Here is a 25152-nt window from a genome sequence, read left to right as displayed (position 1 = left end):
AGTCAACTCCGCTCCTGACGGGGGAGCACCACCTCGCGCAGGATCAGTTGCAGCGCGGCCACCGTGGGGATGGCGATCAGCGCGCCCACCACGCCCAGCAGCGCCACCCCGAGCAACGCGGCCAGCAGGGCGGCCACCTCGTTGACCTCCACCGATCGCCGCATCACCTTCGGGTAGATGAGGTAGTTCTCGACCTGCTGGTAGATCAGGAAGAAGACCGCGCAGGCGATGCCGGTGGGCAGGTCGGCGGCGAAACCGACAAGGCTCACGATCACCGCGCCCAGGGTCGCGCCGATCTGCGGGATCAGGTCGGTCACCGCGACGACCACGGCCAGCGCGAACGGGTACGGCAGATCGACGATCAACGCGAAGACGAAGGTGGTCGCGCCGGCCAGCACGGCGATGCTCAACGCGCCGACCATGTAGGCGCCGACCTTCGCCAGGATCTCGTCGCCGATCAGCTGCACCCGCTCCCGCCGCGACCGGGGCACCAACGAGTAGCCCAGCGAGCGCAGCCGGTTGAAGTAGGCCAGGAAGTAGATGGTCAGCACCAGCACGGTCAACGTCCGGAACACCGTGCCGAAGATCAGTTGGGCGCCGCCGAGCACCCCGCCGAGCGCCCGGCCGATGGTGTCCGCGTTGGCCGCGCCCTGCACCCGCTCCACCACGTCGTACCGCTCCACCAGGTCATTGACCGTCGGATTGCGGCGCAACTCGTCGAGCAGGCTCGGGATCTGGTCGATGAACTGACCGGACTGCGTCACGATCGGCGGGACCAGCGCCACCACGCCCCCGCAGAGCAGCAGCACCACTGTCAACGCCACGACCGTCACCGCCAGGCCGTGGGGCACGCCCCAGGCGCGCAGCCGCACCACCGCCGGGTTGAGGCCCACCGCGAGAAAGAGCGCGATCACCACCAGCACGAGGATGCCGCCGGCATTGCGGATCCCCAGATAGAGGGTGTACGCCAGCAGCACACCCAGCGCGCCCGTGAAGCCGATCAGGAAGCTGCTGCGTCGCAGTGGCCGACCTGGCGTGCCGAACTTGCCCGACGGCACGGCCGGCGGCTCCTCCGGGTCGATCCCCGGTGCCGGCACCGGTACGGGAGGCGGCGTCCCGACCGGTGGCGTTGCGGGCTCGGTCAATCTCGTCTCGGCCGCAGTGGGTGTCGTCGCGGCGTCGGCTCGCGAGGGTGCGTCGGCGTCGGCTCGCGGGGGCGCGGCGTCCGGGTCGTCGGCGTCGGCTCGCGGGGGCGCGGCGTCCGGGTCGTCGGCCGACGGGTCATGCTGCGGCACCAGAACCTCCGGGTCAGTCCGTGGGACGCCAGGAGCGTAGCCACCCCACACTCGCAGTCCACCACGAGCCCGTCATCCGCCACCAGCCCCCGCACCGCCCGATCCACCCGCAGATCTTGGACAGTTTCCGTTAGCAGCTAACGGAAACTGTCCAAGATCTCGAAGCTCGGGGGCGTACCGTCAGTCCTTTTCGATCGTGACCTTGCTGGGCTTGGCGCTGCGCTCGTCGGTGGTCGGCTTGCTGGGACGCTTGCCGTTCTCGCCGGTGCTGGTGATCTTCGTCGGCTTGGCGCCCCGGCCACCCTCGCCCGGAACGGCCGCCACGGTCGGTTCGCCGTCCACCCCGGCGCTGGCCGCGCCGCCGTCGACAGTGGTCACCGGCTCGGCCACCGGACGGGTCGTGGACTGCCCGGACTCGCCGCCCGCGGCGGCGTTCGCCGGCTGCCGGGCGTCGTCGGGCTCGGGCTTGAGGCCGTTGGCCGTGCCGGCGACGACGGGTGCCCCGGCGTCGTCGGGCTCGGGCTTGAGGCCGTTCGCGGTGCCGGCGGCGACGGGTGCCCCGGCGTCGTCGGGCGCGGACTTGAGGCCGTTCGCCGTGCCGGCGGCGACCGGCGCCCCGGCGTCGTCGTCACCGGCACCCGACCCGGTCACGGCCGTCGCGTCGGGGCTGTCGTCCGTGGCGGGTGCGGTCGGGCCGTCGATCGGGCCGGTGGTGCTGCGCAGCCGCACCTCGGCCATCTGCCGCTCAAGCTCGTCGGACTCCTGCCGCGCCTTCCAGGTCTCCTGCCGCAGGTCGGCGAGCTGCTGCTGGGCCTGCGCGATCTCCAACATCACCTGGGCGAGCTGCTGCCGGCCCGCGGCAGCCTCCTGCTGCGTCGCCGCCAGGTGCTGCTGCGTGGTCGCCAGGTGCTGCTGGGTCGTGGCCGCGTACTCCTCGAACTGGCGGCGCGAGGCCGCGACGTGCTCGTCGGCCTTGCGGCGCTTGTCGCCCGCCTCGGTCTCGGCGCGGCTCAACAGCTCGGCCGCCTCCGTCTCGGCGCGCTGGCGCAGGGTCGACGCGTCCTGCTCGGCCGCCAGGCGGATCGCATCGGCGCCCTGCTCGATCTCGTTCTTGCGGGTCGTGTACTCGGTCTCCAGCTCGTCGCGGCGGGTCGTGTACCCGGTCTCCAGCTCGTCGCGGCGTGCCGTGTACTCGGTCTCCAGCTCGGCGCTGCGCGCGGCCCAACCCGACTCCAGCTCCTGCTGGCGGGACTCGTGCTGCTTGTCCAGCTCGTCGCGTCGCTTGGCGAACTCCTGCTCGGCGGTGGACCGTCGCTGGGCCAGCTCGCGATCGGCAGCTTCGCGCCGCGAGTTGACCTCCTGCTCCACGCCGGCCCGCCAGGCGCCCAGCTCCTGCTGGGTCTGCGCCCGGGACTGCTGGACGTACGCCTCGGTCTCGCTGCGCATCCGCTGCACGTACGCCTCAGTCTCGGCCCGGCTGCGCTTGGCCGACTCGGACGCCTGCGTGGTGAGCCGCTCGGCTTCCTGCTGTGCCTTGGCGCGGGTGGCCCGACCGGCCATCGACGCGTCGTCGATGATCTGCTTGGCCTCCTGCTGTGCCTTGGCGTGGGTCGCCCGGCCCGCCTCGGTCGCCGTGTCGGTGAGCCGCTTGGCCTCCTGCTGGGCCTTGGCGTGCACCTCCTTGGCAGCCTCACGCAGCTCGCCGGCCTCCTGCCGGGCCGTGGCCAGCGCCTCGCGGGCCGCCTCGCGCAGCTTGGTGGCCTCCTGCTGCGCCCGGGTGTGGATCTCCTTGGCGGTGTCCCGCAGCTGGGTGGCCTCCTGCTGGGCCTTGGCCAACTCGTCCTGCGCCGCCTTGCGCAGCTTCGCCGACTCGTCCTTGGCCGACCGCAGGGTCGCGTCCGCCTCCGCGCGGCGAGAAGCGCTGTGCCGCTCCTCCTCCTGGCGTCGGGCGGCGAGCGCGATCTCGAAGTCCTTCAACGCCCGCGCGGCCTGCTCGCGGGCCTCCTCGATGATGTGCTCAGCGGTGGCGCGACGGGCGTCGATCTCCTCGTTGGCCGCCGACAGGATCTGCTCGGCCTGCTCCTCGGCGAGGGTGAGGATCGACTCGACGCGGGGGCCCAGGTGCCGGAAGGAGGCCCGGTCCACCACGTTCATCTGCTTGCGGACCTGGGTCAGATCCCGTTGCAGAACCTCGACCTGGCCGGCGAGCTTGTGGATCTGTGTATAGGCCTGTTCCCGTTCGGCGGCGAGGGTCGCGATCTCGTGCTCGGCACGCGCGACGTACCGGTCAACCTGCTTCTTCTCGTACCCCCGCAGAGCGGACTCGAAGCTGGGCTCCGTGGTCACGTCCCCGCCGAGAGCGAACAGTTCCTCGCCGTGCGACATGCCCCCATCCTCACACGCATCGCCCCCTGCTGGGGCGATACGGACGCCGCTTGTGGGACCTACTTCACTCCGTGGCGAGGGCACCACACCGAGGGTTGGGAAACGCACACGGCGCGAGGTCACACCGGTCACCCGGTGTCACCTCGCGCCGTCGATGCCCCGACCCGACGCCTCGGGTCAGCCGGCGGTCTCCGCGGTCACCCGCTCCTGTCCGCCGTCGGTCTTCTTCGCCTCCGGCTTGGCCGCCGGGGCAGCCGCCGCCGGCACGCCGGGCACGATGCCGGCGAGCCCGGAGAGCATCTGACCGAGCTGCGAGGTGACCGCGTCCTTCTGCCGGGTGAGGTCCTCGACCTCGCGGCGGGCGGCCTGCGTGGTCAGCTCGGCCTCGGTGCGCGCCTCGGTGAGCAGGCGCTGCGACTCGGCCTTGGCCTCGTTGAGCGTCTTCTCGGAGTGCGCCTTGGCCTTGTCGATCGTCTCGTTGGCGTGGCGCTCCGACTCGACCCGGCGGGCCTCGGCGCGCTGCTCGATCTCCTTGGCGCGCTCCTGCGCGGCCCGGGCACGCTGCTCGGCCTCGCTGACCAGCTTCTGGGTCTGCGCGACCTGGGCGGCGTGCCGCTCGGACTCCTCGCGCTCGGCCTTCTCGCGCCGCTCGGCCAGCTGCAGCTCCAGGGCCTGGAGGTCCTTGTCGCGCTTGTCCCGTGCGTCGGTGAGCAGCTTGGTGGCCTCGGCGCGCTTCTCCTCGGCCTCGCGGGCGGCCTTGGCCCGCTGCTGGGTGATCTCCCGCTCGGCGGTGGCCCGGAGGGTGGCCACCTCACGCTCGACAGTCGACTTCAGCTCGGCCACCTCGTGCGCGGTCACCGTACGCAGCTGCTTGGTCTCGCGGTCGGCGTCGGCGCGCAGCGTGTCGGCCTCGCGGCGGGCCTGCACCCGGACCTCGGCGGCCTCACGCTCGGCGGCGGTGCGCAGGTTGCCGGCCTCGCGCTCGGCGCTGGCCTTCATCGCGGCGGCCTCGGCGCGGGCCTTGTCCGTGATCTCCCGGGCCTCGAGGCGGGCGGCGGAGAGGATGCCCTCCGACTCGCGCTTGGCCTCGTTGCGGTGGTCGTTGGCCTGCTCCTCGGCGAGCCGGAGGATCTGCTCAACGCGGGTGCCGAGCCCCGAGAGGGTGGGCCGGCTGTTCTCTTCGAGCTGCTTGTTCGTGTCGGTGAGCTTCTGCTCCAGCGCACTCATGCGCTGCTCGGCCTGGCGGAGGCGACGCTGGGCGTCGTTCATCCGCTGCTCAGCCTCGGCACGGGCCTGCTCGGACTGGGTCAGCGCGGCGGTCATCCGGCCGATGAAGTCATCGACCTGGTGAGTGTTGTATCCGCGCAGGCCAACGGTGAAATCTGGCTGCGAGTTCGCGTTATCGAAGAACGCGAGAGGGGAGGACTGCTGCTGGGGCATTGGGACATACTGGCAGACGCCCCAGGGTGCTTCGCAAGAGCGGTACGGAGCTTTCGTGTCCTCATTACATGGTCAACTGACCTGGCCGACGAGGCCGGACCAATCGGCGATCTTGGCAGGTCCCGGGCGGGACGGACGCCACGCAGCGTGACGCGAAAAAGGGCCACGGGTGCGACCCGTGGCCCTTTGTTCGATCCGGTTGGGTTCCAGCTAATGGGGTTGGAAGAACAATGGCCGATCACCGCATTGGCCATCGGCCGCTCATCCGTCCGGCCGGTGGCCCGCTCAGTGCCCCCGGAACCGGTTGATCGCTTCCTCGTGCCGGGCCCGCAACTCCCCGTCACGGACGCCCAACCCGTCGGCCGGCGCGAGGCAGCGCACCCCGACCTTGCCCTGGTGCGCGTTGCGGTGCACCTCGTACGCGGCCTGACCGGTCTGCTCCAACGGGTAGGTACGCGACACCGTCGGGTGCACCTTGCCGAGCGCGACCAGACGGTTGGCCTGCCACGCCTCGTGGTAGTTGGCGAAGTGGCTGCCCACGATCCGCTTCAGGTGCATCCACAGGTAGCGGTTGTCGTACTGGTGCTGGAACCCGCTCGTGGACGCGCAGGTGACGATGGTGCCGCCACGGCGGGCCACGTAGACGCTCGCGCCGAACGTCTCCCGGCCCGGGTGCTCGAAGACGATGTCCGGGTCCTCGCCACCGGTCAGCTCACGGATCCGCTCGCCGAACCGCCGCCACTCGCTCTGGTCCTGGGTCTCCTCGTCCTTCCAGAACCGGAAGCCCTCGGCTGCCCGGTCGATGACCAGGTCCGCGCCCATCCGGCGGCACAGCTCGGCCTTCTCCGGCGACGAGACGACGCAGACCGGGATCGCGCCGCCGTTGAGGGCCATCTGGGTGGCGTACCCGCCGAGGCCGCCGGAGGCGCCCCAGATCAGCACCACGTCGCCCTGCTTCATGTTGGCGCCGTGGTGCGAGACGAGCTGCCGGTACGCGGTGGAGTTGACCAGCCCCGGGCTGGCCGCCTCCTCCCAGCTCAGGTGCCGCGGCTTGGGCATCAGCTGGTTGGCCTTGACCACGGCCAGCTCGGCCAGGCCGCCGAAGTTGGTCTCGAAGCCCCAGATCCGCTGCTGCGGGTCGAGCATGGTGTCGTCGTGGCCGGCGGCGTCCTCCAGCTCGACCGAGAGGCAGTGCGCGACGACCTCGTCGCCGGCCGCCCACCGGGTCACCCCCGGGCCGGTACGCAGCACCACGCCTGCCGCGTCCGAGCCGACCACGTGGTACGGCAGGTCGTGCCGGCGGGTCAGCTCGGAGACCCGGCCGTAGCGTTCGAGGAACTTGAAGGTGGACACCGGCTCGAAGATGCTGGTCCACACGGTGTTGTAGTTGATCGCGCTGGCCATCACCGCGATCAACGCCTCGCCCGGCGCCAGCTCCGGCGTCGGCACCTCCTGCACGTGCAGCGCCTTGCGGGGGTCCTTGTCCCGGGTGGCCATGCCGTCGAACATCCGGGACTCCTCGGCGCGGACGACCACGCCTCGGTAACTCTCCGGCACGGGCAGTCCGGCAACACCCGCCAGCTCGCGGTCCGGGTCGTTCGATTCCTCCGCCGCCATGATCGCTTCGAGGATGTCCTGCACGGTGACCTCCGGTTCGTCCCCGCACCCGCACGGGCCCGGGTGCTGCCATCGTCGGCGCCGGTGAGCACGACCACCATGTCGGCATTCGACACATCCGGCCCCGGTCGGGCTCCTGTGGGCCGGGACGTTACTGAACGGTAGCTAGGGCGGGAAGTCCTCTGTGAAAAACTGCATCGACCGATGCGTGAAGGTGCCCGGCCACCCCGCGAACCACGCACAGAAGTGCGCGCCAACCCCCGGCCGACCCCCACGCCCGACCCCCGGCCGACCCCGATGCCTCACCCCCGGCCGCCCCCGGCCGCCCCCGGTGATCAAGAGGTTTGCGTCAATCCGCGCCCAGCAGATGACGCAAACCTCTTGATCACCGGGAGCGGGCGCGGGAGCCGGGCGCGGGAGCCGGGAGCGGGCGCGGGGCCGGGCGCGAGAGCGGGCGCCGGGCGCGGGGAGCGGGGCCGGGAGTGCGCGCGGGTCGGGCTGGGTGGGGTTAGTGGGTGGGGGCGGGTTCGACCAGTTCGATCAGGACGCCTCCGGCGTCCTTGGGGTGGACGAAGTTGATCCGGCTGTCGGCGGTGCCGCGGCGCGGGGCGTCGTACAGCAGTCGCACCCCCCGCTCGCGCAACGCCGCGCAGGCCACGTCGATGTCCGCCACCGTGTACGCGACCTGCTGCACGCCCGGCCCGTTGCGGTCGAGGAACTTCGCGATCGTCGACTCCGGGGTGAGCGGGGCCAGCAGTTGCACGCAGCCGCCCTCGGCGGTCGGCCCGACGGCCAGCATCGCTTCCCGTACGCCCTGCTCGGCGTTGGTCTCGACGTGTACGCAGCGCATCCCGAAGGTCCGCTGGTAGAAGTCGATCGCGGCATCCAGGTCGGCGACGGCGATGCCGACGTGGTCAATCTTGCGAAGCCCGATGTCTGTGACGTAGTCCGCACCGGGCTCGACGGGGGAGTTCTCAGCCATGGCGCTAGTCTGGCCGAACAATCGTTAAGGCGTACAGCTCGGCACCCCCCTCGGAGGCAGGCATGGCTTCGGTGATCGTCAGCGGCGCGCGGACCCCGATGGGGCGGCTGCTGGGCAACCTCAAGGACCTTCCGGCCACCAAGCTCGGCGGGATCGCCATCAAGGCAGCCCTGGAGCGGGCCGGGGTCAGCCCGGACCAGGTCCAGTACGTGATCATGGGCCAGGTGCTCCAGGCGGGCGCCGGGCAGATCCCGGCCCGGCAGGCGGCTGTCGAGGCCGGCGTGCCGATGTCGGTTCCGGCGCTGACGATCAACAAGGTCTGCCTCTCCGGGCTGGACGCGATCGCCCTGGCCGACCAGCTCATCCGGGCTGGCGAGTTCGACATCGTGGTGGCCGGCGGCATGGAGTCGATGACCAACGCCCCGCACCTGCTGATGGGCCAGCGCTCCGGCTACAAGTACGGCGACGTGGTGGTCAAGGACCACATGGCGCACGACGGGCTCAGCGACGCCTGGGACTGCTGCTCGATGGGCGAGTCGACCGAGCGTCTCGGCACGAAGCACGGCATCTCCCGCGAGGAGCAGGACGCGTTCGCCGCGGCCAGTCACCAGCGGGCCGCCGCCGCGCAGAAGAACGGCCACTTCGCCGAGGAGATCACCCCGGTGCTGATCCCGCAGCGCAAGGGTGACCCGCTGGTGATCAGCGACGACGAGGGCATCCGCCCGGACACGACCGCCGAGTCGCTGGCCAAGCTGCGCCCCGCGTTCACCAAGGACGGCACCATCACGGCCGGCAGCTCCTCGCCGATCTCCGACGGCGCGGCGGCAGTTCTCGTCATGAGCAAGGCCAAGGCCAACGAGCTGGGCCTGACCTGGCTGGCCGAGATCGGTGCGCACGGCAACGTGGCGGGCCCGGACAACTCCCTGCACTCGCAGCCGTCCAACGCGATCAACCACGCCCTGAAGAAGGGCGGCCTGAGCGTGGAGGACCTGGACCTCATCGAGATCAACGAGGCGTTCGCGCAGGTCGGCATCCAGTCCGCCCGCGACCTGGGCGTCAGCTCCGACAAGGTCAACGTCAACGGCGGCGCGATCGCGCTGGGTCACCCGATCGGCATGTCCGGTGCTCGTCTCGTCCTCACCCTCGCCCTTGAGTTGAAGCGGCGTGGCGGCGGCACGGGCGCGGCGGCTCTCTGCGGCGGTGGCGGCCAGGGCGACGCGCTGATCATCCACGTGCCGGGAAGCGCAGCGGCTGCACAGTGAGCGATGCGATCGAGGGCGTCCCGGCGGCGACCACCACGTCCGTGCGCCGCAGCCGGGACGTACCCCTGCTGGTCGAGCGGGCCCGCGCGGGTGACCCCCGCGCGGTGGCCCGGCTGATCACGCTGGTGGAGAACGGCGACGAACTGCTGCCGGCAGTCGCCGCCGCGTTGGCGCCGTACGCCGGGCAGGCCCAGGTCGTCGGGCTCACCGGCTCGCCGGGGGTGGGCAAGTCCACCACCACCAACGAGCTGGTCCGTGCGCTGCGGGAACGTGGGCACCGGGTCGGCGTGCTGGCGGTCGACCCGTCCAGCCCGTTCACCGGCGGCGCGATCCTCGGCGACCGGGTGCGCATGCAGGACCACGCCACCGATCCGGGCGTCTACATCCGGTCGATGTCCAGCCGGGGGCACCTCGGTGGGCTGGCGGCGGCGACACCGCAGGCGGTCCGGGTGCTGGAGGGCGCCGGCTGTGACGTGGTGCTGGTGGAGACCGTCGGTGTCGGGCAGGCCGAGGTGGAGGTCGCCTCGCTTGCCGACACCACGCTCGTGCTGCTCGCCCCCGGCATGGGTGACGCGATCCAGGCGGTCAAGGCCGGCATCCTGGAGATCGCCGACGTGTTCGTGGTCAACAAGGCCGACCGGGACGGCGTCGACGCCACAGTCCGCGACATCCAGGGCATGATCGCCCTCGGTGAGCGCGGGCCGGGGCAGTGGCGACCGCAGGTGGTCCGGGCTGTCGCGGCCCGGGGCGAGGGCATCGACGACATCGCCGCCGCCATCGACAAGCACCGGGGCTGGCTGGTCGAGCACGGCGAGTTGCGCCGCCGCCAGGAGGCGCGGGCCGCCGCCGAGATCGAGGCCATCGCGCTCGGCGCCCTCCGCGCCAAGATCGGCTCACTGCGCGACGGTACGCAGCTGAGCACGCTCGCCGCCTCGGTGGCCGAGGGTGCCCTCGACCCGTACGCGGCGGCCGACGAGCTGCTCGATCAGCTCGGCTCCTGAGCCGCCCGCTCGACAGCCCACCCCAGCGGTGGGTCAGGCACCCGTGAGGGCGTCGCGCGCACATCTGGTGAGCAGCCACGGAAGGTGCGGCGTCCCGAGCCGCCCGCTGCCGAGCGCGGTGAGCACCAGCGTGCTGTCGCCGACGCGCAGCACCACCTTGTTGCCGCTGGCGTACGCCTCGTCGCCGACGCCCGGTAGCGGGGTGGCGACGCCACGCGCGTTGGCCCGCCACGCGATCTGTCCCGTCGTACCGTCCGCCCAGGCGGCGCGCAGCACGGTGCTGTCGTCGCGCTCGGAGCGGAAGTCGACGCGCCGCGGCCCGCGTGCCACGCGTACGGGATGGCCGACGACCCGCGCGACGTCCTCGACGGAGATCGGGAGCGGCCCGGCCGGCACCTGACGTACCTCGCCGAAGACGTCCGTGACCAGCGGCTCGGTTCGCGCGGTGTCCGGGCGGGCCGGCGAGCGCCGGGTGAGGGTGGTGACCCGGCGGCTCCACGGCCGGGCGGTGATCGTCACGACGTCGCCCGGCCGGCAGCGGTCGGCCCGGCCGCCGGGCGTCGCCCAGGCGGTGGTCCGGTCGGCGGTCCCGTCGTCGAGCACCAGGTGGACCAGGTGGCGGCTGTCCCGCTGGTGCGGGCGCAGCGCCAGCACCTGCCCGGTGACGGTCACCGACCGCACCCGGTCCACCAGCGCGCCGACCAGCAGGTAGGCGCCGCCGGCGAGCAGCGGATACGCCGGCAGCGAGTACCAGCTGGTGTAGCCGGTGACGGCCAGCACCAGTCGTCCCGACACCACCGCCAGCACCGCCTGCCAGAGCAGGGTGGGCGTGGAGCTGCCGTACCCGGGTCGGCCGCGCGGATAGCGCACCCGGATCCGGTGCCAGCCGCCACGGTAGGACGACCAGAGGTCGCGCTGGCTGCCGACGTCGAGGCCGAGCAGGTAACTGGCGCGGCGGGTCACGCCCAGCGCGGCGCCGTATGCCAGGTAACGGTCCCAGATCGCCACCGCCGAGGGTGGCAGCTCGGCGAACTGCTCGTGGCTGCGCAACCAGGCACCCACCGCGAGCCACCGGGAGGTGGCTTCCAGCCCCGCCGGGGTCGCTCGCTCGCCGACGCGCTGCACCAGGCCCGCGAGCACCAGGGCGACGGTGAGGGAGAACAGGAACGTCCACCTCAGGTGCGTGCGGTGCACCGCCACGAGGCCGCAGACCACGCCCACCGCGGCCGCGCCGACGTAGAGCGCGGTCATCATCGTCTGCCCGAATCGGCGCCGGGACAGCCCGGCCGCCCGGGCGTCGGCGACCACGGCGGCGCGCAGCTGGCTGTTCCAGTTCTTGGCCTCGTCCTCGTCGCGCAGGGCCAGCGCGGTCAGCGGCACCACCCCGTCGACGGCGAGCCCCCGAACCCGCGCCAGGACCTGCCGCTCGTACGGCCGCAGGCCGCTGTCGTCCGGACGGCCCCCGGCGAGATGGATGGTGGTGCGATAGGGGTCGGCGTCCGGCTGCCGCAGCTCGTAGTAGCCGGCTGCGGCGAGGTCGAGCAGGATCGACTCGGCCGCACCCGCGCGCGTCGACCCGCCGTTGACCAGCATGCTCACCACGGCGGGTGGTTCCGAGCCGAGGTCCATGGTGGCCGGTCGGGCCGCCGGTGGCGCCGGTCGGGTGGCGACCCGGCAGGCTCCGTACGCGAGGAGCCAGAGCCCGACGGCGGCGCCGGCGAGGAGGAGGTCCGTCACCGCTCAGAGACCGACCGCGATCACGCCACGGTCGGAGTCCGTGGCGGCGAACAGTTCGCGCCGCTGGAAGCCGAGCGGGCCGGCGACCAGGTTCGCCGGAAAGCTCTGGATCGCCGTGTTGTACTGCTGTACCGCGTACGTCAGGAACTGCCGGGAGTAGGCGATCTTGTCCTCGGTGGTGGCCAGGTCGCCCTGCAACGCCGCGAAGTTCTCGCTCGCCCGCAACTGCGGGTACGCCTCGGCGAGCGCGACGAGCCGACCCAGAGCCTGACTCAGCGCGTTCTCGGCTTCGGCCCTCCCCGGGTCGCCGGCGGTGTGCGTGCTGGCCTCGCCGCGCGCGGCCAGCACGGCGGCCAGGGTGTCGCGCTCGTGCGACGCGTACCCCTTGACGGTCTCCACCAGGTTCGGGATCAGGTCGTGGCGTCGCTTGAGCTGCACGTCGATCTGGGACCAGGACGCATCCACCTGGTTACGCATCCGGACCAGCCTGTTGTAGAGCCGAACCAGCCACACCGCGACCAGGAGGACGACCGCCGAGCCCGCCAGCGCGGCGGCAAGAATCCATGCCATGGGGGGCAAGATAGCGAACCGGCGCCGGCGGTGCCCCCTCGCGTTCACAGCGGACGGTGTGCGGGCTCCGGGAGGCAGTAGGCTCGCGCTCGCGCGGGCACCGCTCGCGCGGGCCCCGGGCGGGGTCGGTGCGGGACGACGGCAGGGGAGCGGGACGTGAGTGACGAGGCGACGCGCGAGCTGGGCACGGTGCCGGCGGTGGCCGGCGGGACGACGAAGGTCTCCGACGAGGTGATCGAGAAGATCGCCGTCGCGGCCGCCAGCTCGGTGCCCGGTGTGGCCGAGATGGGCGGGGACGTCGCGCGGTTCTTCAACGCGGTCCTCGATCGCGTCGGGCTGGACCAGGTCGGCGACGCCCGGCGGGGTTGTTCGGCCCACGTCACCGGGGACGCGGCCGTGGTCAACCTGGTGCTGGTGATCCAGGCCGGTCAGCCGGTCCCGGAGATCACCGGGCAGGTGCGGGCCCGGGTCACCGAGGCGGTCGAGGCGTACGGGCTGCGGGTCGACGAGGTCAACATCCGGGTCGACGACGTGGCGATGGGCGGACCCGCGACTCCCACGGTCTGACCTCGACGAGCCGGATCGGCCGGCGGCCTGGTCGGCTGCAGGCATGGCGGGCCGTCGCTTCGACGATCTTGGATGCCACTAGGCTCCTGGCGTCAGGGACCTTGATGGACCAACTCGTCAGGAATGGACTGTAGATGGCGAAAATCTCGCGCCGCCCCCGCTCTCGTAACGTCATCGCCGCTGTCGCTCTGGCTGGCGGTCTGGTGCTGGGCACTGCTTCGCCGGCTCTGGCGGATTACAACAGTCCGATGTACCCGACGATGGCGGCGTGCAAGGCGGCACGGCCGACCTACGTCTCCACGTGGACGTCGCCGCAGCAGTGCTACCCGATGTACAACTGGAACGGCACCACGGTGGTCGGCTACGCGTTCCTGGTGAAGACCCGCAACTACTAGATCAGCGATCTGGCTCGGCTGCGGGCGCGGGTGGTCGTTGACCACCCGCGCCCGTCGCGTGGTCGACACCTCGGCCCGCCTCCCGACCTGGGATTCCCGCACCTCACGTTACCCACGGGTACGACGTGACTTAGCGATCGTTCAGGCCAGGGATCTACACTCGATGTGCAATCGAGGAACCGAGGAGGAGCCCTGCGCATGGACGCCGACGAGATCGACGCCGGACGGGCGCGCTGGCAGGCCCGGTACGACTCCGCGCGCAAGCGGGACGCCGACTTCACCACGCTCTCCGGGATGCCTGTGGAGCCGGTCTACGGGCCGCCGGAGGGCAGCGCGTACCCGGGCTTCGAGCGGATCGGCTGGCCGGGCGAGTACCCGTACACCCGGGGTCTTCATCCGACCGGCTACCGCGGGCGGACCTGGACGATCCGGCAGTTCGCGGGCTTCGGCAACGCGCAGCAGACCAACGAGCGGTACAAGATGATCCTCGGCGCCGGCGGCGGCGGGCTCTCGGTCGCGTTCGACATGCCGACGCTGATGGGCCGCGACTCGGACGACCCGCAGGCGCTCGGCGAGGTCGGCCACTGCGGTGTCGCCATCGACACCGCCACCGACATGCAGGCGCTCTTCGACGGCATCGACCTGGCCGACGTCACCACCTCGATGACCATCTCCGGTCCGGCCGTGCCGGTGTTCTGCATGTACCTGGTCGCCGCGGAGCGGCAGGGCGCCGACCTGTCCAAGCTGGACGGCACGCTGCAGACCGACATCTTCAAGGAGTACATCGCGCAGAAGGAGTGGCTCTTCGACCCCGAGCCGCACTTGCGCCTGATCGGCGACCTGATGGAGTACTGCGCGGCGGAAATCCCGCGCTACAAGCCGCTGTCGGTCTCCGGCTACCACATCCGCGAGGCCGGTTCGACCGCCGCGCAGGAGCTGGCGTACACCCTGGCCGACGGCTTCGGCTACGTGGAGCTGGGCCTCTCGCGTGGGCTGGACGTGAACGTCTTCGCGCCGGGGCTGAGCTTCTTCTTCGACTCGCACCTCGACTTCTTCGAGGAGATCGCCAAGTTCCGGGCCGCCCGTCGGATCTGGGCCCGCTGGCTGCGTGACGTCTACGGCGCGACCAGCGAGAAGGCCCTGTGGCTGCGGTTCCACACGCAGACCGCCGGAGTGTCGCTGACCGCTCAGCAGCCGGTCAACAACGTCGTACGCACCGCCGTCGAGGCGCTCGCGGCGGTGCTGGGCGGCACGAACTCGCTGCACACCAACGCACTGGACGAGACCCTGGCGCTGCCCACCGACGAGTCCGCCGAGATCGCCCTGCGTACCCAGCAGGTGCTGATGGAGGAGACCGGTGTGGTCAACGTGGCCGACCCACTCGGCGGCTCCTGGTACGTCGAGGCGCTGACCGACAAGATCGAGGCCGAGGCGGAGGAGATCTTCGCTCGCATCCGGCAACTCGGCGGGGACGGGCCGCACCAGATCGGCCCGATGACCTCCGGCATCCTGCGTGGCATCGAGGACGGCTGGTTCACCGGGCACATCGCCGAGTCGGCCTTCGTCTACCAGCAGGCCCTGGAGAAGGGCGACAAGAAGATCGTCGGGGTCAACTGCCACACCGGCACGGTGGCCAAGGAGCTGGAGATCCTGCGCATCTCGCACGAGGTGGAGCTGGAGCAGCGCCGGGTGCTCGCCGAGCGCAAGACCGGACGCGACGAGCCGGCGGTCCGCGCGGCTGTCGCCCGGATGGTCGACGCCAGCCGCACCGACGAGAACATGATCCCCGCCATGCTCGACGCGGTCCGCGCCGAAGCGACCCTTGGTGAGATCTGCGACGCCCTCCGGGCCGAGTGGGGCACCTACCGCGAACCCGCCCGCTTCTAACCCCGTCGATCTTGCACTTTCTGTCCCGACGAACGGGGTCAATGCCCCGTTTCGGCGACAGAAAGTGCAAGATCGCGGAGGTGGGATTGGGGCGTGAGAGTTGCAACGTCGGAGTTGTGGGTGAGCCGGGAATCCGGGCTCGCGTGCGAGACTAGGTAACCATGAGCGACCCACGGATCACCTCGTCGATCTTCACCCGCGGCGCGGTCGACCTCAGCACGCTGCGCGGCCCCGCACCAGCCAGTACCCGCCCCGGCACACCCCCGCAGGGCGGCCCGTCCGCCGGCGTGCCCGGCGCGCAGACCGCCGACGGCAACGCCGCCATCGTCGACGTCACCGAGGCCACCATCCAGGCCGATGTGCTCGAACGGTCGATGGCCATGCCCGTCATCGTCTTCTTCGGTGCGGCCGGCTTCCCGGAGAGCGACGAGTTCGCCCCGGTGCTGGAGCGGCTGGCCGCCGAGGGCGCCGGCGCCTGGGTGCTCGCCCGGGTCGACGTGCAGGAAAACCCGCGGATCGCCCAGATGTTCCGGGTCCAGGGCATCCCCATGGTCTACGCGGTCGTCGGCGGTCAGCCGATCGACGCCTTCTCCGGCGTGGTGCCCGAGGCCCAGCTCCGCCAGTGGATCCAGGCGGTGCTCAAGGCCGGTGGCGTGGCCGTCGCCGAACCGGAGGACCCGCGCCTCGACGAGGCGGACGACGCGCTCATGAGCGGCGACCTGGACGCCGCCGAGCAGGCGTACCGCAAGATCCTCGCGGACGCACCGGCGGACGCCGCCGCCACTGCGGGTCTGGCCCAGGTCGGCGTGGCCCGCCGGGTCGCGGGCGCCGACCCGGCCGCCGCGCTGGCCGCCGCCGAGAGCGCCCCCGACGACGTCGCGGCCCAGCTGCTGGCCGCCGACATCGAGGTGCTCAGCGGCCTGGCCGAGCAGGCGTACGCCCGGCTCGTCGGCCTGGTCCGACGCACCGCCGGTGAGGACCGCGAGACGGTCCGCCAGCACCTGGTGTCGCTGTTCTCCATCGCCGGCCCGGACGACCCGGCGGTCGCCTCGGCCCGGCGGGCCCTGGCCAGCGCCCTGTTCTGAGTCAGCCGCACGGATCGTGAGTTCGTAGTACGCCAGCGCGGGCCGGCGTTTCGCCGGCCCGCCCGACCACCGAGGACGGGAGCTCATGATGCGCCGGATCGCCGTCCTCGACGCGCCGACAAATCTCGGCCTGCGACCGCCGACGTCCACCTCCGTGCCGGGCTGCGCCAAGGCGCCCGGCGCGTTGCGTGACCACGACCTGCTGGCCCGGCTGCGGGCCCGCGACGCCGGCTGCGTCACCCCACCCCGGTACGACCCGGGCGACTGGCGGCCCGGTGACGGCGTGTGCCACGCCCGGGAGATCGCCGACTACTCCCTCGCCCTCGCCGAGCGGATCGGCTCGATCATCGACCGGGGCGAGTTCCCGGTGGTGCTGGGCGGCGACTGCTCCGTGCTGCTCGGCTCCGCCCTGGCCATGCACCGCCTCGGTGAGGCGGTAGGCGGGCGGATCGGGCTGGTCTTCGTCGACGGGCACTCCGACTTCCGGCACCCCGGCAACGCCTCCTACGTCGGCGCGGCCGCCGGCGAGGACCTGGCCCTCGTCACCGGGCGCGGGCAGGCCGACCTGGCCGCGCTGGAGGGCCGTCGGCCCTACTTCCGCGACATCGACGTGGTGGTGCTCGGCATCCGGGCGCAGGACGAGTACCGCCTCGACCTCCAGGCCGCGGGCATCACCACCCGGCCGGTGCCGGCGCTGCGCGCCGAAGGCGCCGCCCGGACGGCCCAGTGGGCGCACGAGCAGCTCGCCGACTGCGCGGGCTACTGGGTGCACATCGACGTCGACGTGCTCGACCCGGCGGTGATGCCGGCCGTGGACGCCCCCGACCCCGGTGGCATCGCCTTCGCCGAGCTGGAGATCCTGCTCGCCGGCCTGGTCGACACCCCGCACTGCCTCGGCGTCGAGCTGACCGTCTTCGACCCCGACTACGACCCGGACGGCTCGTACGCCGCCGAGATCGTCAACACGGTGGTCGCCGGCCTGGCCCCGGTCACCGCCCCGGAGGCGGTGCCACCCCGACTGCTGTCGCCCCGGCCCACGCCCTCCCCGCGGCGCGGCAACGGGCGGGGCGCGACAGCCGCCGAGCGCCTCGCGGGGCGTGACGGGCTCGACCGTGCCGCGCGCCTCGACGGGCGCGACGGCCCCGATCGGGTCGATGAACGCGGCGGCGACGACCTCCCCGAGAGTGGCGTCTCCGATGACCAGCCCGCAGGCGTCCGTTCGTCGGTCGGCGCGGTGGCTGACGACGAGGTGACTGACGCCGTCGCGCCCGCGGCGGAGCCGAACGGCGCGGGCGAGTGGCCCCCAGCCGAGCCAACCGGCCTCGCGGCCCAGATCGCGGCCACTGTCGATCGCGAACCGGTCGGCCCGCCTGCCTCGGCCGGCCCGGGTCTGCTCCGACGGCCCGCGCCGCCGGCCGAGACCCCGCCGGACCGGCACGAGGCCGACTCCGCCTGACCCGGTCCACCGCGCCGCGCTCCACCCCGCAATGAGCGGAACCGGGGTGCCCGGACGGCTCGGACACCCCGGTTCGCCGCACCACCGGGTGGATCACCGCTGGGCGCGGGTGGCGACCAGCGGCGTAGGGCGGGTCAGGTGGCGGGCACGGCCCGGAGGAAGCGCTCGGCGATCGGGACGGCCGAGGCGGTGCTGGCCCCGCCCTTCTCCACGAACACGGCGAACGCGACGTCACCCCGCCAGCCGACGAACCAGGCGTGGGTGTGGGCCGGGTTGTCGTCGTACTCGGCGGTGCCGGTCTTGCCGTACACCTCGCCGCCCGGAACGTCCTTGAGGGCGCTGCCGGTGCCGGCGGTGACGACCTCGCGCATCATCGTGCGCAGCGGCTCGATCGACTGCGGCTTGAGCGGTCCGTCGGTCACGGCCGGCTTGGCCGGCGCAGGGTCGACCAGCAGCTTCGGCTGGATGAACGCGCCCCGGGCGACGGCCGCCGTGGCGCCGGCCATGGCCAGGGGGCTGACCAGCGTGGTGCCCTGGCCGAACGACGCGGCGGCCTGCTCGGCCGGGCTGCCGCCGGTCGACACCTTGCCGGTGAAGGCGTCCACACCGAGATCCCACTGCCCCTCCAGGCCCAGCGAGCGGCCGGCGGCGGCCAGCCCGTCACCGCCGAGCTTCGGCGCCAGCGAGGCGAAAGCCGTGTTGCAGGACTTGGCGAAGTCGGTGCGGAACGGCACCGAGCCCAACTCGAAGTTGTCCGAGTTCTTGAAGGACCGGCCGTCGACGGTGAAGGTCTTCTTGCACTCCACCGGCCCGTCCAGGGTGACCGCACCCCGATCCAGCAGGCCCAGCGCGCTGACCATCTTGAACGTGGAGCCCGGCGGCACCTGGGCGGTGAAGGCCAGGTTCTCGCCGGCCGGCCCGGGACCGTTGGCGGCGGCGAGCACCGCGCCGTCGCTGACGCGTACCGCCACCAGGGCGGACCGGCGCGGCTCGGCGCGCAGGGCGGCGTCGGCCGCGTTCTGGGTGGCCACGTCCAGGGTGGTCTTCAGCGCCTGACCGGGCTGCGGCTCGCGGCGGAACAGCTCGGCGCCGGTGGGTGCCAGCTTGCCGTCCTCGGCGGGCCGCTCGACCACTACCGTCAGGCCGGGGGCGCCGCGCAGCCGCTCGTCGTAGCGGCCCTGCAACCCGCCGTGCCCGACCAGGTCACCGACGACGTACCGGTCCGGGTGGGCGGCGAGGTCGTCGGCCTGCGCCTGGTCGACCGAGCCGAGCAGGGCGCGGGCGAACTCCCGGGTCGGCGCCAGGTCGAGCTTGTCGGAGACGAACTTGGTGCCGGGCAGGTCGTAGATCCGAGGCTTGATCTGCCGGTACGCGTCCTCGCGCAGGGTCACCACCTCGACGAGCGCACCCGGGTCGGCCTCGGCCACCCGCTTGGGCAGGTCGCCCAGGTCGACGGCGGGGACCAGGGCCGGACGGATCGCCTTGAAGGCGGCGTCAAGATCCTTGACCAGCTTCTTGATGTCGGTGACCTGGTTCGGCTGCACACCCACCCGCACCACCGGACGGGGCGCGACGATCGGCGTGCCGGCCGCGTCCAGCAGCCCCGCCCGGGGGCCGGTGTCGCGGCGCAGCCCCAGCCGGTCGCCCTTGCTGAGCTGCTCGTGGAGCACCCGCGGCTCCCACATCACCTGCCACTGGTCGTCGTCGCCCTTGACGAGCCGCAGCTCCCGGTCGTACGTCCAGTGCGCCTGGCCCGGCAGGGACCAGTCGACCCGGATCGTCGTGGTCGCGATGTTCTTGGTGATCTTCGGCTCACCCTGGCGGGCCAGGGCGGGCGGGGTGGCCGCCAACTCGCCGGACAGCTCCTTGATCTCCTTGGTCACCTCGGCCGCCGGCACCTTGGCGCCGGTCGTGTCGACCATCGCGACCGCCTGCAGGTCGCCGCTGCGCCAGCCGGCGAGGAAGGCGTCGGCGCTGCGCTCCGGCCCGTCGTCGCCGGAACACGCCGCCAGGACGCCAGCGGTGAGCAGAGTCGCCGTGAGAGCGGCGATCCGCCGGGTGCGGTTCGGCCGGTGGGGCCGGGGGTAGGACAAGGTCATGAAGCGGTCCTTCCGGTCTCGGGCTGCTCTGCACGGTAGTACGCGAAGGGTGTCCCCAACGTCCCGTGTGGGGCTCGACGTGCGGAAAGACGGGCCGGGCCGGTGTGATGAACATCGCGGGGCGGGGTATCCCGCAACCGGCCAACCTCGGACCCGCAACGGGTGAAAGGACAAAGTCCCGATCCGGACGTCCGGCCAGTGGTCCGCCGACCAAGGCGGGAAACGACAGGCTTACGCTGGGCGGCAGAGTGACCCACAACGCGGTGGGTCGAGGGGAGTGGCACCGATGGACCGGCGTCCGGCGATCAAACCGGAACCCGACCTCCGGCAGGATGACTCCGGCCGGGACGATGACAGCTTCGATTCGGCGACCGACGGGGACGGCTACGGCCGGCTCGACACGGGCGTCACGGGGCTGACCGGGTCGAGCATCGACACCATCTACGATCTGGGCCTGCCGACCGAGGCGTTGGCCGACGACGTGGAGGACGCCGAGCTCGACGAACCGGTCCCCAACGCGGAGCGTCTGGTGGCCCAGGCTGTCGCGCTCGCAGGGGACGACCACGACGCGGCGACCCTGGTCGGCCGCTTCTGGCGGTTCGCCCCGGACGAGGAACTGGTCGGTTTCACGGCGGAGGAGATGCTCGACGCGGCCCGGGCACACCGGGACCTCGCGCAGCAGCGGGTGCCCGGCGAGTTGAAGCTGCGCATCCACGAGCCGCACGCCGACCAGCACCACACCGTCGTCGAGATCGTCACCGACGACATGCCGTTCCTGGTCGACTCCGTGACCGCGCTGCTCAACTCGTACCACCTGGACGTGCACCTGCTGGTGCACCCGCTCGTGGTGGTCCGGCGCGAACCGCTGGGCCGCCTCACCGAGGTCTCGGCGGACGTGGAGCCGGACGACGCGATCGCCGGCGACATCATCGAGAGCTGGATGCGGATCGAGATCGACCCGGTCCGGGACGCCGCCGAACGCGACCGGCTGCGCCGTGAGCTGCAACGGGTGCTCACCGATGTGCGGGAGGCCGTGGAGGACTGGCCGAAGATGCGTCAGCGTGCGCTCGCGCTCGCCGACGAGCTGGCCTCGGCCCGCACCTCGGACAACCGTCCGCCGGTGCCGGAGAAGGACATCACCGACTCGGTGGAGCTGCTGCGCTGGCTGGCGCACGACCACTTCACGTTCCTCGGCTACCGCGAGTACCGCCTGGTGGACGCCCCGGACGGGAACACCGCCGACCCGGTCGACGGCAAGGCGCTGGAGGCGGTGCTCGGCACCGGCCTGGGCATCCTGCGCTCGGACTCCCCGGAGGCCCGGTCGCTGTCGTCGATGACGCACGAGGCACACGAGAAGGTGCTGGAGAAGCGCCTGCTCATCATCACCAAGGCCAACTCGCGGGCCACCGTGCACCGCTCGGCGTACCTGGACTACATCGGCTTCAAGATCTTCAACTCCGACGGCGAGGTCATCGGGGAGCGGCGCTTCCTGGGCCTGTTCTCCACCGCCGCGTACCGGACCAGCGTCCGGGAGCTGCCGGTGGTGCGTCGTAAGGTCGCGGAGGTGCTCGACCGCTCCGGCCTGAGCCGGCGCAGCCACTCCGGCAAGGATCTGCTCCAGATCCTGGAGACCTACCCGCGCGACGAGCTGTTCCAGATCAAGACCGACGACCTGTACCACGCGGTGATCGGTGTGCTGCGGATGGCGGGCCGCCGGCAGCTGCGGGTGTTCCTGCGCCGGGACGCGTACGGGCGGTTCATCTCCTGCCTGATCTACCTTCCCCGGGACCGGTTCACCACCCAGAACCGGCTGCGCATGCAGGACATCCTGCTGCGTGAGCTGAACGGCGTCGGGGTGGACTACACGACCCGGGTCACCGAGTCGATGCTCGCCCGGATCCACTTCATCGTCCGCACCGACCCGACCCGGCCACCCGGCGACATCGACGCCGACCTGCTGGCCGAGGAGCTGGCCGACGCGACACGGCTCTGGGACGACGACTACCGGCTGGTGTTGGAACGCAAGCTCGGCGACGAGCAGGCCAAGCACCTGTTCACCAGGTACGCCGACGCGTTCCCGGAGGGCTACAAGGACGGGCACACGCCGTACGAGGCGATGAAGGACCTGGCCAAGCTGGAGCTGCTGGAGGAGCCCGGCCAGCTGGAGATGCACCTGTTCCGCAAGCAGCTTGCACCCCGGCCGGGCACCCGGGTGCCCGGTGCGGACCTCGCCGACACGACGAACGTGCGGTTCAAGGTCTACCGGTACGGCGAGCCGATGATGCTCTCCGCGGTGCTGCCGGTGCTGCACTCGCTCGGCGTCCGCGTGGTCGACGAGCACCCGTACGAGGTGGACCGGATCGACGGTCGCGTCTACCTGTACGACTTCGGCCTCATGCTGCCCGAGGGGCATCACGAGCTGTCCGAGGTACGCCCGCACGTGGAGAACGCGTTCGCGGCGGCGTGGCGCGGCGAGGCCGAGGTGGACCGGTTCAACGAGCTGGTGCTGCGCGCCGGGCTGACCTGGCGGCAGGTGGTGGTGCTGCGGGCGTACGCGAAGTACCTGCGGCAGGCCGGCACGGTCTTCTCGCAGGACTACATGGAGCAGACCTTCATCGCGTACCCGAAGCTCGCCAGCCTGTTGGTGGAGCTGTTCGAGACCCGGTTCGCGCCGGGCGAGTTCACCGCCGAGCAGCGGCAGCAGCGCAGCGGCGAGCTGGTGGAGACGATCCGGGGCGCGCTGGACGACGTGGCGAGCCTCGATCAGGACCGGATCCTGCGCTCGTACCTCACGCTCATCGAGGCGACGCTGCGGACCAGCTTCTACCAGAAGCCGGTCGGCGGGCGGCCGAAGGCGTACGTGGCGTTCAAGCTCGACCCGCAGGCCATCCCGGACCTGCCGGCGCCCCGGCCGAAGTTCGAGATCTTCGTGTACTCGCCGCGGTTCGAGGGCGTGCACCTGCGGTTCGGGCCGGTGGCCCGGGGCGGGTTGCGCTGGTCCGACCGTCGCGAGGACTTCCGCACCGAGGTGCTGGGCCTGGTCAAGGCGCAGATGGTGAAGAACACCGTGATCGTGCCGGTGGGCGCCAAGGGCGGCTTCGTGCTGAAGCAGAAGCCGGGCGACCGGGACGAGGCGGTCGCCTGCTACCAGGAGTTCGTCGGCGCGATGCTGGACGTCACCGACAACATCGTCAGCGGGCAGATCGTGCCGCCCGACGACGTGGTCCGGCACGACGGCGACGACCCGTACCTGGTGGTGGCGGCGGACAAGGGAACCGCCACGTTCTCCGACATCGCCAACGAGATCTCCCAGGCGCACAACTTCTGGATGGGCGACGCCTTCGCCTCCGGCGGTTCGGCCGGGTACGACCACAAGAAGATGGGCATCACCGCCCGCGGGGCGTGGGAGTCGGTCAAGCGGCACTTCCGCGAGCTGGGCCTGGACACCCAGACCCAGGACTTCACGGTGGTGGGCGTCGGCGACATGTCCGGCGACGTCTTCGGCAACGGGATGCTGCTCTCCGAGCACATCCGGCTGGTGGCCGCGTTCGACCACCGGCACATCTTCCTCGACCCCGACCCGGACGCCGCCACCTCGTACGCGGAGCGTCGGCGGCTGTTCGAGCTGCCCCGCTCCTCCTGGGAGGACTACAACCCCGAGCTGATCTCGGCCGGGGGCGGCATCTTCCCGCGTACCGCGAAGTCGATCCCGCTCACGCCGCAGGTCCGGGCGGCGATCGGCCTCGACGACGACGTCACGCAGCTGTCGCCGCAGGAGCTGATGAAGGCGATCGTCACCGCTCCGGTGGATCTGTTCTGGAACGGCGGCATCGGCACGTACGTCAAGGCGTCCACCCAGACCAACGCGGAGGTGGGCGACAAGTCCAACGACGCGATCCGGGTGGACGGGCGCAGCCTGCGCTGCCGGGTGGCGGGCGAGGGCGGCAACCTGGGCTGGACCCAGCTCGGCCGGATCGAGTACGCGCTGACCGGTGGCCGGATCTACACCGACTTCATCGACAACGCGGCAGGTGTGGACACCTCCGACCACGAGGTGAACATCAAGATCCTGCTCAACACTGCTGTCGCCGACGGCGAACTGACCACTGCCGAGCGGGACGAGCTGCTGGCCGGGATGACCAACGAGGTCGCCGAGCTGGTGCTGCGGGACAACTACGACCAGGCCCGGGCGATCAACAACGCCCAGGCCCAGGCCGCCTCGCTGCTCCCGGTGCACCGCCGGATGATCAATGAGCTGGAGCGCTCCGGCGCGCTCGACAGGTCGCTGGAGGCGCTGCCGCCGGACGAGGAACTGGCGGTGCGCAGCGAGTCCGGGCTGACCGCGCCGGAGTTCGCGGTGCTGCTCGCGTACGTGAAGATCGTCCTGGAACGGGAGATCCTCACCGAGGGGTTGGCCGACGAGGAGTGGACGACCGACGTCCTGGTCAACTACTTCCCGACGCCGATGCGTGAGCGGTTCGCCGACCGGATGGGCCGGCACCGGCTCCGTCGGGACATCGTCACCACAGTGCTGGTCAACGAGGCGATCAACCGGGGCGGCATCTCGTTCGTCTTCCGGGTCGTCGAGGAGACGGCGGCCAGCGCCGCCGACGTGATCCGGGCGTACGTGGTGGTCCGCGAGGTCTTCGGGCTGCGTGAGCTGTGGGACACGGTGGAGGCGCTGGACAACAAGGTCTCCCCGGAGCTGCAGACGAGCGTCTACCTCGACACCCGTCGGCTGCTCGACCGCGCGGTGCGCTGGCTGGTCACCAACCGGCGCTCGCCGATCGACGTACCGACCGAGATCAACCGGCTGCGGGACGGGGTGGCCCGGCTGCTGCCCGGGCTCGAGGAACTGTTCTACGGCGGCGAGCGGCAGGCCATCGAGGCGCACATCGACTCGATGACCGAGCGGGGGCTGCCCCGCGAGCTGGCCGAGCGGGCGACGCGGCTGATGTACAGCTTCGGCCTGCTGGACGTGGTGGAGACCGCGACCCGCAGCGGACGGGACGTCAGCGAGGTGGCCTCGGTCTACTTCGTGCTCTCCGACCTGTTCCGGGTGGACTCGCTGCTGTCGAAGATCTCCCTGCTGCCGCGCGAGGACCGCTGGCAGACCCTCGCACGGATGGCGCTGCGCTACGACCTGTACGCCGCGCTGGCCGCGCTCACCGCGGAGGTGCTCGACTCCACCCCGGAGGATCAGCCGCCGCACGAGCGGGTGCAGCAGTGGGAGCAGTCGAACGCCACGTCGATCCACCGGGCCCGCCGGGCGATGGGGGAGTTCGACGAGTCGCGGGCGGACCTCGCAGCCCTGTCCGTGCTGCTGCGACAGATCCGCACGCTCGTGCGGACCTCTGGCGCGGCCTGATTCGGT

16 protein-coding genes are annotated in these 25152 nt (G+C 71.8%); 8 read left to right on the top strand and 8 right to left on the bottom strand.

What is annotated here, in order from left to right; translation table 11 throughout:
- Positions 1–2: 2 nt before the first annotated feature.
- From ACLQ27_RS07500 to mce, 5 genes are all read right to left on the bottom strand, one after another.
- Positions 3–1097, bottom strand: a complete 1095-nt coding sequence (locus ACLQ27_RS07500) for an AI-2E family transporter (RefSeq protein ID WP_357496256.1) — start codon at positions 1095–1097, stop codon at positions 3–5.
- Positions 1098–1475: 378 nt separating this feature from the next.
- Positions 1476–3680, bottom strand: a complete 2205-nt coding sequence (locus ACLQ27_RS07495) for a hypothetical protein (protein ID WP_425866055.1) — start codon at positions 3678–3680, stop codon at positions 1476–1478.
- Between the two features lie 177 nt (positions 3681–3857).
- Entirely contained in the window at positions 3858–5120 is a 1263-nt protein-coding gene (locus ACLQ27_RS07490; RefSeq protein ID WP_234582048.1) for a cell division protein DivIVA, read from the bottom strand.
- A gap of 285 nt (positions 5121–5405) precedes the next feature.
- Positions 5406–6761, bottom strand: a complete 1356-nt coding sequence (gene ccrA, locus ACLQ27_RS07485; protein ID WP_357575743.1) for a crotonyl-CoA carboxylase/reductase — start codon at positions 6759–6761, stop codon at positions 5406–5408.
- 484 nt (positions 6762–7245) lie between these two features.
- Positions 7246–7719, bottom strand: a complete 474-nt coding sequence (mce, locus tag ACLQ27_RS07480) for a methylmalonyl-CoA epimerase (RefSeq protein ID WP_234582050.1) — start codon at positions 7717–7719, stop codon at positions 7246–7248.
- A gap of 62 nt (positions 7720–7781) precedes the next feature.
- Between mce and ACLQ27_RS07475 the strand changes: the two genes are divergently transcribed.
- Together ACLQ27_RS07475 and meaB are read left to right on the top strand one after the other, a co-directional pair.
- Positions 7782–8981, top strand: a complete 1200-nt coding sequence (locus ACLQ27_RS07475) for an acetyl-CoA C-acetyltransferase (RefSeq protein WP_425866053.1) — start codon at positions 7782–7784, stop codon at positions 8979–8981.
- Positions 8978–9982, top strand: coding sequence for a methylmalonyl Co-A mutase-associated GTPase MeaB (gene meaB, locus ACLQ27_RS07470; protein ID WP_425866051.1), 1005 nt, complete (start codon positions 8978–8980; stop codon positions 9980–9982). The genes ACLQ27_RS07475 and meaB overlap by 4 nt, the downstream gene beginning before the upstream one ends.
- Before the next feature lie 33 nt (positions 9983–10015).
- Here meaB and ACLQ27_RS07465 read toward each other — a convergent pair whose 3' ends face one another.
- Both ACLQ27_RS07465 and ACLQ27_RS07460 read right to left on the bottom strand, forming a co-directional pair.
- The gene (locus tag ACLQ27_RS07465; protein WP_425866049.1) at positions 10016–11719 is read right to left on the bottom strand and encodes a DUF2207 family protein; all 1704 of its coding nucleotides are present in this window, start codon (positions 11717–11719) and stop codon (positions 10016–10018) included.
- Positions 11720–11722: 3 nt separating this feature from the next.
- Complete coding sequence (locus ACLQ27_RS07460; RefSeq protein WP_234582054.1) at positions 11723–12289, bottom strand: LemA family protein; 567 nt, start codon at positions 12287–12289, stop codon at positions 11723–11725.
- Positions 12290–12445: 156 nt separating this feature from the next.
- Here ACLQ27_RS07460 and ACLQ27_RS07455 point away from each other — a divergent pair, with 156 nt between their 5' ends.
- From ACLQ27_RS07455 to ACLQ27_RS07435, 5 genes are all read left to right on the top strand, one after another.
- Positions 12446–12856, top strand: a complete 411-nt coding sequence (locus ACLQ27_RS07455; RefSeq protein WP_234582055.1) for an Asp23/Gls24 family envelope stress response protein — start codon at positions 12446–12448, stop codon at positions 12854–12856.
- A 134-nt stretch (positions 12857–12990) separates the two neighbouring features.
- A complete protein-coding gene (locus ACLQ27_RS07450; protein WP_357575740.1) occupies positions 12991–13251 on the top strand; it encodes a hypothetical protein in 261 nt (86 codons plus the stop codon).
- Between the two features lie 198 nt (positions 13252–13449).
- Complete coding sequence (locus ACLQ27_RS07445) at positions 13450–15138, top strand: acyl-CoA mutase large subunit family protein (protein WP_234582057.1); 1689 nt, start codon at positions 13450–13452, stop codon at positions 15136–15138.
- A 161-nt stretch (positions 15139–15299) separates the two neighbouring features.
- Positions 15300–16223 carry a tetratricopeptide repeat protein gene (locus ACLQ27_RS07440; protein WP_357496056.1) on the top strand — a complete coding sequence of 308 codons (924 nt, stop codon included), beginning with the start codon at positions 15300–15302 and terminating at the stop codon, positions 16221–16223.
- 85 nt (positions 16224–16308) lie between these two features.
- A complete protein-coding gene (locus tag ACLQ27_RS07435; protein ID WP_425866046.1) occupies positions 16309–17679 on the top strand; it encodes an arginase family protein in 1371 nt (456 codons plus the stop codon).
- A 134-nt stretch (positions 17680–17813) separates the two neighbouring features.
- Here ACLQ27_RS07435 and ACLQ27_RS07430 read toward each other — a convergent pair whose 3' ends face one another.
- Complete coding sequence (locus tag ACLQ27_RS07430; protein WP_425866044.1) at positions 17814–19778, bottom strand: penicillin-binding transpeptidase domain-containing protein; 1965 nt, start codon at positions 19776–19778, stop codon at positions 17814–17816.
- A 286-nt stretch (positions 19779–20064) separates the two neighbouring features.
- On the opposite strand from ACLQ27_RS07430, the gene ACLQ27_RS07425 reads away from it, so the two are divergent.
- Positions 20065–25146: an NAD-glutamate dehydrogenase gene (locus ACLQ27_RS07425; protein WP_357496062.1), complete on the top strand. Its 5082-nt coding sequence runs from the start codon at positions 20065–20067 to the stop codon at positions 25144–25146.
- Positions 25147–25152: the final 6 nt, after the last annotated feature.

It is taken from the genome of Micromonospora sp. DT63, assembly GCF_049841615.1.
GTDB lineage: Bacteria > Actinomycetota > Actinomycetes > Mycobacteriales > Micromonosporaceae > Micromonospora.
The sequence above is the reverse complement of the archived record's forward strand: the minus strand, read 5'-3'. Positions and strand labels throughout refer to the sequence as shown.